This window comes from Variovorax sp. Root434 (assembly GCF_001426595.1).
GTDB lineage: Bacteria > Pseudomonadota > Gammaproteobacteria > Burkholderiales > Burkholderiaceae_C > Variovorax.
Genome location: NZ_LMEK01000012.1, coordinates 295,307 through 308,734 on the forward strand (window position 1 = coordinate 295,307; position 13,428 = coordinate 308,734).

The 13,428-nt window shown below is 67.7% G+C and carries 15 protein-coding genes; 5 read left to right on the top strand and 10 right to left on the bottom strand.

What is annotated here, in order from left to right:
- Positions 1-7: 7 nt before the first annotated feature.
- Entirely contained in the window at positions 8-775 is a 768-nt protein-coding gene (locus ASD05_RS11925) for a class II aldolase/adducin family protein (protein WP_056592201.1), read from the bottom strand.
- Positions 776-810: 35 nt separating this feature from the next.
- Positions 811-1,404, bottom strand: a complete 594-nt coding sequence (locus tag ASD05_RS11930; protein WP_056594305.1) for an HD domain-containing protein — start codon at positions 1,402-1,404, stop codon at positions 811-813.
- 103 nt (positions 1,405-1,507) lie between these two features.
- On the opposite strand from ASD05_RS11930, the gene ASD05_RS11935 reads away from it, so the two are divergent.
- Positions 1,508-2,230, top strand: coding sequence for a Crp/Fnr family transcriptional regulator (locus tag ASD05_RS11935; protein ID WP_056592204.1), 723 nt, complete (start codon positions 1,508-1,510; stop codon positions 2,228-2,230).
- Positions 2,231-2,245: 15 nt separating this feature from the next.
- On the opposite strand, the gene ASD05_RS11940 is transcribed toward ASD05_RS11935, so the two are convergent.
- The 7 genes from ASD05_RS11940 to ASD05_RS11970 all read right to left on the bottom strand — a co-directional run bounded on the left by ASD05_RS11940 (position 2,246) and on the right by ASD05_RS11970 (position 8,365).
- Positions 2,246-3,415 (bottom strand): ABC transporter substrate-binding protein, encoded by a 1,170-nt coding sequence (locus tag ASD05_RS11940; protein ID WP_056592207.1) that lies wholly within the window; start codon positions 3,413-3,415, stop codon positions 2,246-2,248.
- A 95-nt stretch (positions 3,416-3,510) separates the two neighbouring features.
- Complete coding sequence (locus tag ASD05_RS11945) at positions 3,511-3,921, bottom strand: VOC family protein (protein WP_007834908.1); 411 nt, start codon at positions 3,919-3,921, stop codon at positions 3,511-3,513.
- A gap of 34 nt (positions 3,922-3,955) precedes the next feature.
- Entirely contained in the window at positions 3,956-4,405 is a 450-nt protein-coding gene (locus ASD05_RS11950; RefSeq protein ID WP_056592209.1) for a helix-turn-helix transcriptional regulator, read from the bottom strand.
- A gap of 55 nt (positions 4,406-4,460) precedes the next feature.
- The gene (gene trmB / locus ASD05_RS11955) at positions 4,461-5,234 is read right to left on the bottom strand and encodes a tRNA (guanosine(46)-N7)-methyltransferase TrmB (RefSeq protein WP_056592211.1); all 774 of its coding nucleotides are present in this window, start codon (positions 5,232-5,234) and stop codon (positions 4,461-4,463) included.
- Positions 5,234-6,199 (bottom strand): tRNA glutamyl-Q(34) synthetase GluQRS, encoded by a 966-nt coding sequence (gene gluQRS, locus ASD05_RS11960; protein WP_056594308.1) that lies wholly within the window; start codon positions 6,197-6,199, stop codon positions 5,234-5,236. Before gluQRS ends, trmB begins: the two co-directional genes overlap by 1 nt.
- A gap of 10 nt (positions 6,200-6,209) precedes the next feature.
- Positions 6,210-7,292, bottom strand: coding sequence for an NAD(P)/FAD-dependent oxidoreductase (locus tag ASD05_RS11965; protein ID WP_082572043.1), 1,083 nt, complete (start codon positions 7,290-7,292; stop codon positions 6,210-6,212).
- Positions 7,293-7,411: 119 nt separating this feature from the next.
- On the bottom strand, positions 7,412-8,365 hold the full coding sequence (locus ASD05_RS11970; protein ID WP_056592214.1) for a LysR family transcriptional regulator: 954 nt from the start codon (positions 8,363-8,365) through the stop codon (positions 7,412-7,414).
- Positions 8,366-8,526: 161 nt separating this feature from the next.
- Between ASD05_RS11970 and ASD05_RS11975 the strand changes: the two genes are divergently transcribed.
- The 4 genes from ASD05_RS11975 (at position 8,527) to ASD05_RS11990 (ending at position 11,519) form a co-directional block, all read left to right on the top strand.
- On the top strand, positions 8,527-9,228 hold the full coding sequence (locus ASD05_RS11975) for a pirin family protein (RefSeq protein WP_056592218.1): 702 nt from the start codon (positions 8,527-8,529) through the stop codon (positions 9,226-9,228).
- A 6-nt stretch (positions 9,229-9,234) separates the two neighbouring features.
- Positions 9,235-9,729 carry a DoxX family protein gene (locus tag ASD05_RS11980; RefSeq protein ID WP_268810532.1) on the top strand — a complete coding sequence of 165 codons (495 nt, stop codon included), beginning with the start codon at positions 9,235-9,237 and terminating at the stop codon, positions 9,727-9,729.
- Between the two features lie 291 nt (positions 9,730-10,020).
- Positions 10,021-10,572 (top strand): flavodoxin family protein, encoded by a 552-nt coding sequence (locus ASD05_RS11985; protein WP_056592224.1) that lies wholly within the window; start codon positions 10,021-10,023, stop codon positions 10,570-10,572.
- A 23-nt stretch (positions 10,573-10,595) separates the two neighbouring features.
- Positions 10,596-11,519, top strand: coding sequence for a pirin family protein (locus ASD05_RS11990; RefSeq protein ID WP_056592227.1), 924 nt, complete (start codon positions 10,596-10,598; stop codon positions 11,517-11,519).
- Positions 11,520-11,855: 336 nt separating this feature from the next.
- On the opposite strand, the gene ASD05_RS11995 is transcribed toward ASD05_RS11990, so the two are convergent.
- Entirely contained in the window at positions 11,856-13,424 is a 1,569-nt protein-coding gene (locus tag ASD05_RS11995) for a tripartite tricarboxylate transporter permease (protein ID WP_007837948.1), read from the bottom strand.
- Positions 13,425-13,428: the final 4 nt, after the last annotated feature.

Here is a 13,428-nt window from a genome sequence, read left to right on the forward strand (position 1 = left end):
GCGCGTCTTATTGTTTGTAGCTATCGTCGATGCGGTCGAGCTTGCGGATCAGCGAAGGCCAGACGAACTGGCCGCCCATGCCGCCGGTCTGCACCTTCATTGCCTGGCCCACGCCCTCGACGATCTTGGGGTTCACCTGCGTGAGTTCGCCGCCGCCGGACTGCGCGGCGATCTGGATCTGACAGGTGTTCTCGAAGGTGTACATCGAGAGGAAGGCGTCGGCAATGGTCTTGCCGCAGGTCAGCAGGCCATGGTTGCGCAGCATGAGGAAGTTGGCGCTCCCCATGTCGGCCTGCAGGCGCGGCTTCTCGTCGTCGCGGAAGGCCACGCCTTCGTAGTCGTGGTAGGCCAGCGAGGCCAGCACGAAGGTCGACTGCTGGCTGATGGGCAGCACGCCGTTTTTCTGCGCACTCACGGCAATGCCGGCCTTGGTGTGGGTGTGCAGCACGCACTGGATGTCTTCGCGCGCGGCATGCACGGCGCTGTGGATCACGAAGCCGGCCGGGTTCACGGGGTAGGGTGAGTCGATGATCTTGTTGCACTGCTGGTCGACCTTCACCAGGCTCGACGCGGTGATCTCGTCGAACATCAGGCCGTAGGGGTTGATCAGGAAGTGGTGCTCCGGACCGGGGATGCGTGCGCTGATGTGCGTGAAGACGAGGTCGCTCCAGCCGTACAGCGCCACGAGGCGGTAGCAGGCGGCGAGGTCGACGCGCAGCTGCCATTCCTCGGCGGAGACGAGCTTCTGGATTTCGGGTTGGGTGGCGGCGTTCATGGTGTGGTGTCCTTTGGAGGTTGTGGAATTCGGCATCAGGTCGCAGCCGGTTCTTGCAAGGCTGCCTTGTAGATGCTTTGCTTCGGCTGCGCCATCAGACGGCGCAGCATGGGTTCGAATTCGCCGATCGGCAGGGTCTCGGCCTTGGGGTCGAAAGCGGGGTTGTCGTAGAGCGCGCAGAACTCGGCCGTGCGCTCGTAGTGCGGGTGGTCCTTGAAGCTGTCGCGCATGTCGCGGTCCAGCCCGATGTGGTGGAAGAAGTAGTGGCCCTGGAAGATGCCGTGGTGCTGCACCATCCAGTGGTTGGCTTCGCTCACGAAGGGCTTGAGGATGGCGGCGGCAATGTCGGGGTGGTTGAAGCTGCCGAGCGTGTCGCCGATGTCGTGCAGCAGCGCGCACACCACGTATTCCTCGTCGCGGCCATCGCGCAGTGCGCGGGTAGCGGTCTGCAGCGAATGGGTGTAGCGGTCGACCGGAAAGCCGCCGTAGTCGCCTTCGAGGATCTGCAGGTGCTTGATCACGCGTGCGGGCAGGCCGCCCGCGAACTGCATGAACTCGCCGCCGATCAGCTGCCAGTCTTCGCGCGTGCTTTCCTGCATGCTCCTGAAACTTGCGCGTGCGTTGCTCATCGTGAGGTCTCCGTTCTTGTGGGTGCCGGTCACTGTATGCCTGCGCTTGACCTGGAACTGTCAAGAATTTGACAATGCAGGGTTCTGGTAAACCCCCGCCCGCATGGCCGCTTCGTCCAAACCCCGCCTCTCTGCCGCGCATCGCGGCGCCCTCGAGGGCAATCCATGGTTCACCAGCATTCCGCGCGCGCAGCGGGAGGCGCTGCTCGGCGCGGCCGAGCTCATCCATGCACGGCGCGGCGCGATGGTGTTTCGCCAGGGCGATCCCATTCACGCGGCCGGCGGCGGCTTCTATGGGCTGGTGGCGGGCACCATCAAGATCTCGTCTCTGCGGCAGGACGGGCGCGAGGCCATCCTCGCGGTGCTGGAGCCCGGCAACTGGTTCGGCGAGATCACGCTGATCGATGGCTCGCCGCGCACGCACGACGCCACCGCGCTGGAGGCGCTCGACCTGCTCGTGGTGCCGCCCGCGGCCTTCGTGCAGCTGATGCGCGACGTGGTCTTCTCCAACGCCATCGCCGCGATGCTGGCGGCGCGCGTGCGCATGCTCTACGGCCTGACGGAAGACGCCATGCTGCGCAGCCTGCGCGCCCGCGTGGCGCACCGGCTGCTGGTGCTGGCGCGCGGCGATGCCACGCAATCGGTGCACCTGCGGCACCAACTGCAGCTGCCTCAGGAGGCGCTTGCCATGATGCTGGGCGTGACGCGGCAGACGCTGTCGAAGGAGCTCAATGCGCTGGCAGGCGAGGGCGTCGTCGCACTGGGCTACGGGCGCATCGAGCTGCGGTCGATCGATGCGCTGCAGGCGCTGGTGAGCACGGGTTGAGCCCGTGCGCCGGCGTCAGCGCAATACGCGGCCGTCGGCGGAGATGCTGATGAGGTCGATGCTGCGCACGTTGTCGCGCAGGCCCGGGCGCAGGTTGATGCGGAAGCCGCCCACGTCGTAGTCGGTCATGCCGGACATCACGCGCAGCAGGCTCGCCGTGTTGAAGCCGCGGCCCGCGCGGCGCACGGCCTCGCCGGCCGCCTTGGCCGCGATGAAGCCTTCGAGGCCTTCGTACGACGCGGTCTGGTCGGAGTTGTCGACGGCCGCAAGGTATTCCTTGACGATCGGAATGGCCGATGGCCGCGGCGAGGGCACCACCTGGGAGATCACGATGCCCCCGATGTCCTTGCCGAGCGTGGCGTAGAGCGGGTCGATGCCGACGATGGAGAAGGCCATGAAGTTGCCCGCATAGCCGCTCTTGCGCAGCTTGCGGATGGCGTTGGCCGTGGTGCCCGAGAGCGACACCAGAACGATGGCCTGGGGCGACTGCTGCTGCACCGTCTTCAAGGCTGCGTCGAGCTTGTCGCCGGTCGGCGGCACCAGTGCCGTCGCCACCAGCGGCGTCAGCTTGAGTTCGCTGATGGCCTGCTCGACGGCCGCGAGGCCGGCGCGGCCCATCGCGTCGTCGTCGCCCACCAGCGCCACGCGGGTCTGCCCCACGGTGGCGCACTGCTTCACTATCTTGAGGGCCTCGTCGATCATGCCGGGCCGCACGTGGAACACGTTGGGATGGTCGACGCCGCGCAGCGTGTCGGAGGCCGCGAAGGGCGCGAACAGCAGGCTGCCCTGCTGCGTCGCAACGTTGGCGCCGGCCTCGCTGCTGGCCGTGCCGACGAAGCCGAAGAGCATGTCGGCCTTGTGGGTGGTGAGCAGGGTGCGCGCGTTGGCGGCCGCGCGGGCCGCGTCGTAGCCATCGTCGAGCTGCAGCAGTTTCAGCTGCAGGCCATTGGCGGCGTTGCGTTCGTTGAACTGGCTCACCGCGAGGCGGCTGCCGGCAGCGAAGGCGGTGCCGATCTCGTAGGCACTGCCCGTGAGCGGCACCGATTGCCCGAGCAGCACGACATGCGGTGCGCCAGCCGCCGCGCGCGCGGACTGCGCCATGACGGGGCGGGCAATGCCGATGCCACTGCCCAGCAGCACTGCGCCCCATGCCTTGCCCAACCACTTTCTGCGTGATCCGTTCATTGGACACCTTCTTTCACATTAGTAAAAAAGTGTAGCAATTTCGGGGCCAAGGGGGAAGGCGGGTTAGCTCGGCCTCCCTCGTCGCAGGGGCCGGCTCAGGACAGCTGCTGGATGCGGATCAGGCTGCCTGCAGGATCGCGTACGGCGCAGTCGCGAACGCCGTACGGCTGGTCGGTCGGCTCCTGGACGATCTCGGTGTCGCTGGCCTGCAGCCGTGCGAAGGTGCCCTCGAGATCGGGGGTGGCCAGCAGGATGGCGGCGTAGGTGCCCTTGGCCATCATCTCGGCGATGGTGCGGCGCTCGTCGTCGGTGATGCCGGGGTAGGCGGCCGGCGGCGCCAGCACGATGGACGTGCCGGGCTGGCCGGCGGGGCCGACCGTGATCCAGCGCATGCCGCCGTATCCGACGTCGTTGCGGACCTCGAAGCCGAGGAGGTCGCGGTAGAAGGCCAGGGAGGCCTCGGGGTCGTTGTGGGGAAGAAAACTCGCGTGAATGGTGATGTTCATGGTGCTCGGTTCGGTCCAGGTGTTGTCAGGCCGGTCAGTCTAGATTCGGACCGCCGAGCGGCGCTTCTCGATTCCTGATCGGTCTGGTCACCTGTTTCGCCACGCACGCCGGCATTTCCGCGGCCGCATGCGCGGCCTGCCGCCGGTAGGTGCTGGGCGGCACGCCGACCAGTTCGGCGAAGCGCGTGCTGAAGGTGCCCAGCGACGAGCAGCCGACCTCGAAGCAGACCTCGGTGACGCTGAGGTCGCCGCGCCGCAGCAGCGCCATCGCGCGTTCGATGCGCCGGGTCATCAGATAGGAATAGGGCGACTCGCCGTAGGCGAGCCGGAACTGGCGGCTGAGGTGCCCGGCCGACATGTGCACGCCGTAGGCGAGCGCCTCGACGTCCAGCGGCTGTGCGTATTCCCGGTCGATGCGGTCGCGAACGCGGCGCAGCCGTGCGAGGTCGCGCAGATGCTGCGCTGCTTCGGGTTTGCTGGTCATCCGCGGGATCGTGCCACGCCCCACCGGGGCGCTCAAGCCCGCTGACGGGGCGTGCTCAGGTCGATGCGACCCGCTCGAACACCAGGTCCCACACGCCATGCCCCAGCTTGATGCCGCGGTTCTCGAACTTGGTGAGCGGGCGGTAGCCGGGCTTGGGTGCGTAGCCTTCGGCCGTGTTGCGCAGCAGCGGCTCTGTCGACAGCACTTCGAGCATCTGCTCGGCATAGGGCTGCCAGTCGGTGGCGCAATGGATGTAGCCGCCGGGGCGCAGGTGCTGCGCGAGCTTGGTCACGAACTCGGGCTGGATCAGGCGGCGCTTGTTGTGGCGCTTCTTGTGCCACGGGTCGGGGAAGAACACATGCACGCCGGCCAGGGTGCCGGGCTGCAGCATGTGGTCGAGCACGTCGACCGCGTCGTGCGCGCAGATGCGGATGTTCGACAGCGACTGCTCGCCGATGCGCTTGAGCAGCGCGCCCACGCCGGGCTCGTGCACTTCGCAGCAGAGGAAGTTGGTCTCGGGCAGCACGGTGGCGATGTGCGCTGTGGCCTCGCCCATGCCGAAGCCGATCTCCAGTACCGTAGGGCCGGCGCGGCCGCCGAAGGCGGCAGTCAGGTCGAGCGGTTCGGGCTTGTAGGGCAGGAGGAACAGCGGGCCCAGTTCGGAAAAGGCGCGTGCCTGGCCGTCGGTGGTGCGGCCGGCGCGCTTCACGAAGCTCTTGAGGCGGCGATGCAGCGGGTGCGGCTTGGCCGCGTCGTCGTCGCTGCCGTCGGAAGAGGGCGCATCGTCGCTGCGCGGGAGGTCGTTGGACACGGTGTCGGGAGAATTCATTACGGCTGCGAATTGTAGAGAGCGCGCCATTCGGGCACCCAGCCGGCCAGGGCGTCCGCGCAGCCGGTGGCCGTGGCGGGTCGCAGGCCGAGCACGCGTGCGGCGCTGTCCAGCGCGGCCAGGGCGGCTTCGGGCGTGCCCGTGTCGATGGAGATCGCGCCGTTTTGCTTCGACAGCTTGTCGCCGTCGGCGCCGCGCACCAGCGGCGTGTGCAGGTAGCTCGGCGTGGGAAAACCGAGCGCGCGCTGCAGCAGGATCTGGCGCGCCGTGTTGTCGGTGAGGTCCTCGCCGCGGACCACGTCGGTCACGCCCTGTTCGGCATCGTCGACCACCACGGCGAGCTGATAGGCCCAGGGGCCGTCGGCGCGGCGCAGCACGAAGTCGCCGACATCGCGGCTCACGTTCTGGCACTGGCGCCCGAGGCGGCGGTCGGTCCAGCAGAGTTCGCTGCCGGCATCCGGGGCGTCGGCGTCTTCTTCCTCCCAGGGCACGCCCGGCGTGGGCGGCCGGTCGGCTTCGAACTTCCCGGTGGCGAAGCGCCAGGCGCGCGCCGGCTTGCCGTGCAGTCCGTCGCGGCAGGTGCCAGGATAGACCCGCTCGCCGTGGCGCTCGTGCCGCAGGCCGAGGCGCGCGAGCGCCTGGTTGATGTCCTTGCGCGAGCAGCCGCAGGGGTAGGCCAGGTCGCTGGCCTGCAGCCTGGCCAGTGCGGCTTCGTAGCGCGCGGTGCGCTGTGTCTGCCACACGGGGGCTTCGTCGGGCAGCAGGCTGCAATCAGCCAACTGCTGGAGGATGTGCTCGCCCATGCCGGGCAGGCAGCGCTCGGTGTCGGCGTCTTCGATGCGGACCAGCCAGCGCGCCTGCGGACCGCGGGCACGCACGTCGAGCCAGCTTGCCAGCGCTGCCACCAGAGAGCCCGCATGCAGCGGGCCGGTGGGCGAGGGCGCGAAGCGGCCGGTCTCCCTCATCATCTCCCGGTCAGATGACGTCGAGTGCGAGCGACAGGCCGGAGAGGAACGCGTCTTCCACGCGGTGGCCGGTGCACCAGTCGCCGGCCACGCCGATGTGCGCCTTGGCATCCCAGAGGTGGGTGGTGCCCATCGGCACCTGCGTCTGCGCTTCGCTCCAGCACAGCGCCTGGGCGTGCGCGGGGGTGGCATGGACGCCGGTGATCTCGGCGAAGGCACGCAGCAGCTTGGCCTCGACGCGCGCGGGCGTGTCGCGCACGTGTTCCTGCGACCACGCGGCGCTGGCCTGCAGCGTCCAGCGTTCGACGGGCTCGCGGCCGGGCTTGGAGGATTCGCGTGCCAGCCATGCCACGCGGTGGTGGGTGCTGCGCGCAGCGTTCCACTGCGGGCCGAGGTGCGACATGGTGGGCTGGTTGGCCTGGGGGTAGGCGATCATCAGCGTCCAGCAGGGCGCGATGCGCACGGGTTCGATCTTGCGGCTGAGCGTGGCCGAGAGCTTGCCGTCGCCCAGCAGCGCGCGGGCGCGCGAAGGCGGCACGGCGAGCAGCACGGCGTCGAAGCCCGAATACACGTGCCGGGAGTCGTCGGTGCCCGTGGTGCGCAGCTGCCAGCGCTGGGGGGCAAGTGCATCGCACTCGATCTGCGTGACCTGCGTGCCGGCGACGAGGCTGTCGCCGAGCGGCTTGGCCCAATGGGCCACCAGCGCATCCATGCCGGGCTGCGCCACCCAGTGCGGCTCGAGCGAAGGCAGGGCCGCCTCGGCTACGCGGCCGTGGGCGTCGAGCACGCGCACGAGGTTGGCGCTCCAGCGCTTGCACAGGCTGGGCGTGCTTGCCAGCGCCAGCGCAAAGCGCGGGTCGCGCACGGTGAAGTACTGCGCGCCGCTGTCGAAGCGGCCGAAGGCGGTGTCGATGCTCGCCATGCGTCCGCCGGCCGTGGCCTCGCGTTCGAACAGCGTGACCTTGTGGCCGGCTTGCACCAGCGTTCGCGCACAGGCCACCCCGGCAATGCCAGCGCCGACGACGGCGTAATGGCGCGGGGTGGCTGGGGTTCGGTGGCGGACGGAGGGCTTGGCAGTTGCGCGAGTGCTCATTGCAGACTCTTTTCTTCTGGGTGGGAATGCGGTTGGATGTGTCTGCACTCTACATCGGTCCGAGAGGGGCTTCGCCTGAGGGCACACCCTTAGCGACGCCGCGCGCTCCTCGGCAATACTTATCGGCCCCGATGCCGCTCGAGCAACGCGCGCCGCGTGCCTTCATGCTCGAACTGCGCCAGCCACCATTCGAGCGCCTTCCCCGGCTTGCCCGCGCTGCGCACGCGCCATGCGCAATGCATCGTTCCAAGCGGCGGCTTGCGCTCTGTCTTCAGCTCGACCAGGTGCCCGGCCTCGATGTACGGCCGCGCCATCGGCTCCGGCAGGAAGCCGCCGCCCAGCCCGTGCAGCTGCGCCGCGATCTTGGCCTGCATGCTCGGCACGGTGAGCACGTCCTGCCCGCCCACGAGGTTCACCGTCATGCTGGGGCCGTGCCGCGCCGAATCGGCTGCGGCCACCGCGCGGTGCTGCCGCATCACCGCGTCGCTCAGCGGCTCGGACATGCGCGCCAGCGGATGGTGCGGCGCCACGGCGTAGACGAAGCGCAGCTCGCCGATCAGCCGGCTGCGGATGCCGGTGGCGGTGAACGTCAGGCTCGCCGCATCGAGCACCGCGCCGATGGCCAGGTCGGCCTCGCCGGTGGTCAGCGCCTCGATGGTGCCCAGCAGCGTCTCGTCGCGCAGCTTGAGCCTCGTCGGCGGCTCGAGGGCGAAGAAGGCGGTGGCCAGGTCGAGCAGCGGGTCGCGCGCGATCACGCTGTCGACCGCGATGGTCAGCATCGGCTCCCAGCCCGTGGCGACGCGCTTCACGCGGTTGGCCACCGCATCGATCTCGGCCAGCAGCCGGTCGGCCTCGCGCAGCAGTTCGGCTCCGGCCTCGGTCAGCCGCGCCTGGCGGGCGCTGCGGTCGAACAGCAGCACGTCGAGCGCGTCCTCGATCTGGCGCACGCGGTAGCTCAACGCGCTCGGCACGAGATTCAGCGAGCGGGCGGCGGCAGCAAAGCTGCCGGTGCCGGCCACGGTCTGGAGCATGGCGAGGGCGTCGGGGGTCAGCACGTCTCGGGGGCTGGGCATGGGGGCTCCATTGATCAAATTATTTGAATGGTGCCATCAAACCGAGGCGTCTTTCCGAATGGGGTGCGGACCTAAAGTTCTTTACATCCGCTGCGCATCCGGCGCGGCATATGAAAGAGGCCCGCATACCCCCAAAGGGGCAGGGCCAAAGGAGTTCTACGATGTTGCAAGTCCGTAAATCTCAGGAACGCGGTTATGCCGATCATGGCTGGCTGCGCTCGTTCCACAGCTTTTCCTTTGCCGGTTACTACGACCCTGCCTACATGGGCTTCGGCAACCTGCGGGTGATCAACGAAGACCGCGTGGCGGCGGGCGCCGGTTTCGGCACCCACGGCCACAAGGACATGGAGATCATCAGCTACGTGCTCTCGGGCGAACTGGCGCACAAGGACAGCATGGGCAACGTGGAAAGCATCCCTCCCGGCGACGTGCAGCGCATGAGCGCTGGCCGCGGCGTGATGCACAGCGAGTTCAACCACAAGGCCGACGAGACCACGCACTTCCTGCAGATCTGGATCGAGCCGAATGTGCGCGGCATTGCGCCGGGCTACGAACAGAAGCAGTTCACCGACGCCGAGAAGCGCGGCAAGCTGCGCCTCGTGGCCTCGCCCGACGGCAGCGACGGCTCGGTGACGGTGCATGCCGATGCCCGCCTGTACGCCGGCCTGCTCGACGGCGAGGAAAAGGCCAGCCTGGCGCTCGACCCGCAGCGCAAGAGCTATGTGCACCTGGTGCGCGGCGAGCTCGAAGTGAACGGCCAGAAGCTCGTGGGCGGCGACGCCGCGATGCTGCAGGGCGAATCGCAACTGACGCTGGGCGCCGGCAAGGACGCCGAAGTGCTGGTGTTCGACCTGGCCGCCTGATCCCCCTTGCCGGGCGCTCGGTGCGCCCGGTTCTTTTCTCTTTTTTCTTTTTCAACAACCGAGGAGTTTTCAACCATGGCAACTACAACCACCACCACCACCACCAATTCCGCGCAAGACACGCTCGCCCTGATCGGCCGCATCCTGATCGCGTACCTGTTCATCCCGGCCGGCATCGGCAAGCTCATGGGCTTTGGCGGCACAGTCGGTTACATCACCTCGGCTGGCCTGCCGCTGCCCGAAGTAGCGGCGGCCATCGCGATCCTCGTCGAGCTCGGTCTCGGGATCGCGCTGCTGCTGGGCTTCAAGACCCGCTGGACCGCGATCGCGATGGCAGCCTTCACCGTCGCGGCCGCGCTGTTCTTCCACAAGTACTGGTCCGCGCCCGACGCGATGAAAATGATGCAGCAGATCAACTTCAACAAGAACATCGCGATTGCCGGTGGCCTGCTTGCGATCGCCGCCTGGGGCGCTGGTCGTTTCAGCATCGATAGAAAGTAAGCTCTTCCTGGAGGCTTCGCGCACTTCGTGTTGTTTCGGGGTGCGCTCACGCCGACGGGGTACCTTGCTCCGCGAATGTCCCCCGGCCTGCGGCCTCCTCCTTTATTTCGCTGCGCAAGGCACCCCATCGGCGAGCGCCCATCGTGCACAGGACACCGGGTGCTCCCCGCAGCGAAATAAAGGAGGAGCCGAAGGCGGAGGACATTCGCGGAGGAGAGTACCCGGTGGCCTGTGCACGCACCCCGAACAAAAGCACTCCGAACAACCCACAGTCACTGGAGAAAACATCCCATGGCAAACATCGTCGTCGTCTTCCATTCCGGCTACGGCCACACCCAGCGCGTGGCGCAAGCCGTGGCCGATGGCGCTGACGCCCAACTGCTCGCCATCGATGCGGACGGCAACCTGCCCGAAGGCGGCTGGGAACTGCTGGCCGCGGCCGACGCGATCATCTTCGGTTCGCCCACCTACATGGGCGGCGTGAGCTGGCAGTTCAAGAAGTTCGCGGATGCATCGTCGAAGGTCTGGTACACGCAGGGCTGGAAGGACAAACTCTTCGCCGGCTTCACCAACAGCGCGACCATGAACGGCGACAAGGTCACCACCATGACCTACCTCTGGACGCTCGCGATGCAGCACGGCGGCATCTGGGTCAGCATGGGCATCCTGCCGGCCAACAACAAGGCCGCCACGCGCGACTCGATGAACTACGTGGGCGGCTACGGCGGCCTGCTGACGCAGTCGCCGACCGACGCCAGCCCGGCCGAGATGGCGAAAGGCGACTTCGACACCGCCCGCGCGTTCGGCGAGCGCATCGGCACAGTGGCAAGATCGCGCGAATAACCGGCAACCCCACGGAGAACACGATGACCGACACCAACCCCGAGACCCAATTGCTCAACCCGCACGACAAGGACCTCGGCGGTGGCTTCAAGGTGCGGCGCCTGCTGCCCGCGGCGCAGCGCCGATCGGTCGGCCCGTTCGTGTTCTTCGACCATTTCGGCCCGGCCACCGAGCAGCCGGGCACCGAGCACGACGTGCGGCCGCATCCGCACATCGGCCTCTCGACGGTCACGTATCTCTTCAAGGGCGCGATGATGCATCGCGACAGCCTCGGCAGCGTGCAGGAGATCCTGCCCGGCGCCATCAACTGGATGACGGCGGGGCGCGGCATCGTGCACTCCGAGCGCAAGCCCGAGCGCCTCAAGGCCGACACCTACGTGAACCACGGTCTGCAACTGTGGGTCGCATTGCCGCAGGCGCATGAGGAGATCGAGCCCAGCTTCGAGCACACGCCGGCCGACGCGATCCCCGAGCTGAAGGAGCAGGGCGCCGGCGTGCGCGTGTTGGTGGGCGAGGCCTTCGGTGCGCGTTCGCCGGTCAAGACGCTGTCGCAGACCGTGTACCTCGACATCGCGTTGCCGGCAGGTGGGCGCTTCGTGCTGCCCGCGCTGGCGCCCGAGCTGGCCATCTATGCGGTCGATGCCGATGTCAGCGTGAACGGCGAGCCTGTTTCCGTGCACACCATGGCCGTGCTGCCCGACGGCCAGGGCGCGGTGCTGGCTTCCGACACCGCCGCGCGCCTGATGGTGATCGGCGGCGAACCGCTCGACGGACCGCGCTACATCACCTGGAACTTCGTCTCAAGCCGGCGCGAGCGCATCCTCGAAGCGGGCTCCGACTGGGCCGCCCAGCGCATGGGCCATGTGCCCGGCGAAACCGAGTTCATTCCTCTGCCCGGCAAGCCTTTTGGCGTGCGCGAGCCTGATGTGGGCACTACGCCGGTCTGATCTCGAGTGGCCGTTGTCCAGGGCGCGTGCGCAGGGCACCGGGTACTCCCCTCCGCGAATGTCCCCCGGCCTGCGGCCTCCTCCTTTATTTCGCTGCGGGGAGCACCCGGTGCCCTGTGCACAACGAGCGTTGCTGTTGTTTCGCTCGATCAACAAGTGCTCTGAACGATCACGTCGATGCGGGGGCCTTTTTCGCGAAATAAAGGAGGAGCCCGAAGGGCGGGGGACATTCGCGAAAAAGGTCACCGCGTCGGCGTGATCGCGCCCTGAACGCACGCACAGCGCCATGAAAAAGGGCCCGCTCAACGGGCCCTATGCATTGGCGAAGCGCGCGGGCTATTCGCCGCTGAGCGACACCGCCTCGGCCGGCGGCGAACCTTCCGGCGCCTTCGGCAGCTCGACCATGGCCTTGCGGCCTCCACGAGCGCGCCACGCCGAGTAACCCACGCCCGCCAGCAGCAGCGCGCACAGGCCGATGAAAGTGCCACTGATAGGACGCGTCACGAACACCGACATGTCGCCGCGCGACAGCAGCAGCGCGCGGCGGAAGTTCTCTTCCACCATCGGTCCGAGCACGAAGCCCAGCAGGATCGGCGCGACCGAGAACTCCAGCGTCATCAGCACGGCGCCGACGATGCCGAACACCAGCACTTCCCAGATCTGGAAGAGGCTGTTCTGCGTGCTGTACACGCCCGTCGCAATGAAGAACATCGCGGCCGGGAACAGGTACTTGTAGGGCACCTTCAGCAGCTTCACCCACACGCCGATCATCGGCACGTTCAGGATCACGAGGATCACGTTGCCGATCCAGAACGAGGCGATCAGGCCCCAGAAGATGTCCGGATGCTCGGTGATGAGCTGCGGGCCGGGCTGGATGCCCTGGATCAGCAGCGCACCCAGGATCAGCGCCATCACCGCGTCGCCCGGAATGCCCAGGCTCATCGTCGGGATGAAGTCGACCTGCGTCTTCGAATGGGCCGAGGCCTCGGGGCCGGCCACGCCTTCGATCATGCCGGTGCCGAACTTGTTCGGCGTCTTCGACACCTTGCGCTCCAGCGCATAGGCGATGAAGGTGGTGATGGTCGGGCCCGTGCCGGGCATTGCGCCGAACACCGTGCCCACCAGCGTGCCGCGCAGCATGGCGGGGAAGGCGCGCTTGAGTTCTTCCTTGCTCGGGCGCATGTCGCTGAGCTTGAGCGTGCCGGTGTCGCCGATGGCCTTCATGCGGTTCACGTTGAGCAGGAAGTCGGCCACGCCGAACAGGCCCATCGAGATCGCCACGAGTTCGAGGCCGTCGCTCAGCTCGGGCAGGCCGAACGCGAAGCGGAAGCTGCCGCTGTTCACGTCGGTGCCGACCACGCCGCACAGCAGGCCGAACAGCGTCATCGCCACGCCCTTGAGCGGCGAGCCGCGCGACATGGTGGAGCCGGCGAGCAGGCCCAGCAGCATGATCGAGAAGATCTCGGTCGGGCCGAACTTGAACGCGATTTGCACCAGCAGCGGCGAGGCGAAGATCATCACGATGATGCCGACGGACGCCGCGAAGAACGAGGCGATCATCGTCACCCCGAGCGCGACGCCCCCCTTGCCCTGCTTGGTCATCGGGTACCCGTCGAGACAGGTCACCGCATGCGGCGGGTGCGAGGGCATGTTCATCAGGATGGCACCGATGGCGCCGCCGTACTGCGAGCCATAGAAGATGCCGGCCAGCATCAGGATGGCGGGCACCGGATGCATCGCGTAGGTGAGCGGCAGCAGGATCGAGATGGCCTGCAGCGCGCCCATGCCCGGCAGCACGCCGATCAGGTTGCCCACCAGCACGCCGAAGAACGACCACAGCAGGTTGGAGCCCTGGAACGCAACGCCGAAGCCGAACCAGAGGTCGTGGAGCGATTGACCGATCATGATC

Bases quoted from the DNA above. Each gene is read 5' to 3' on its own strand.
- ASD05_RS11925 (WP_056592201.1), bottom strand. From the start codon at position 775: ATGAACGCCGCCACCCAACCCGAAATCCAGAAGCTCGTCTCCGCCGAG.
- ASD05_RS11930 (WP_056594305.1), bottom strand. From the start codon at position 1,404: ATGAGCAACGCACGCGCAAGTTTCAGGAGCATGCAGGAAAGCACGCGC.
- ASD05_RS11935 (WP_056592204.1), top strand. From the start codon at position 1,508: ATGGCCGCTTCGTCCAAACCCCGCCTCTCTGCCGCGCATCGCGGCGCC.
- ASD05_RS11940 (WP_056592207.1), bottom strand. From the start codon at position 3,415: ATGAACGGATCACGCAGAAAGTGGTTGGGCAAGGCATGGGGCGCAGTG.
- ASD05_RS11945 (WP_007834908.1), bottom strand. From the start codon at position 3,921: ATGAACATCACCATTCACGCGAGTTTTCTTCCCCACAACGACCCCGAG.
- ASD05_RS11950 (WP_056592209.1), bottom strand. From the start codon at position 4,405: ATGACCAGCAAACCCGAAGCAGCGCAGCATCTGCGCGACCTCGCACGG.
- trmB (WP_056592211.1), bottom strand. From the start codon at position 5,234: ATGAATTCTCCCGACACCGTGTCCAACGACCTCCCGCGCAGCGACGAT.
- gluQRS (WP_056594308.1), bottom strand. From the start codon at position 6,199: ATGAGGGAGACCGGCCGCTTCGCGCCCTCGCCCACCGGCCCGCTGCAT.
- ASD05_RS11965 (WP_082572043.1), bottom strand. From the start codon at position 7,292: ATGAGCACTCGCGCAACTGCCAAGCCCTCCGTCCGCCACCGAACCCCA.
- ASD05_RS11970 (WP_056592214.1), bottom strand. From the start codon at position 8,365: ATGCCCAGCCCCCGAGACGTGCTGACCCCCGACGCCCTCGCCATGCTC.
- ASD05_RS11975 (WP_056592218.1), top strand. From the start codon at position 8,527: ATGTTGCAAGTCCGTAAATCTCAGGAACGCGGTTATGCCGATCATGGC.
- ASD05_RS11985 (WP_056592224.1), top strand. From the start codon at position 10,021: ATGGCAAACATCGTCGTCGTCTTCCATTCCGGCTACGGCCACACCCAG.
- ASD05_RS11990 (WP_056592227.1), top strand. From the start codon at position 10,596: ATGACCGACACCAACCCCGAGACCCAATTGCTCAACCCGCACGACAAG.
- ASD05_RS11995 (WP_007837948.1), bottom strand. From the start codon at position 13,424: ATGATCGGTCAATCGCTCCACGACCTCTGGTTCGGCTTCGGCGTTGCG.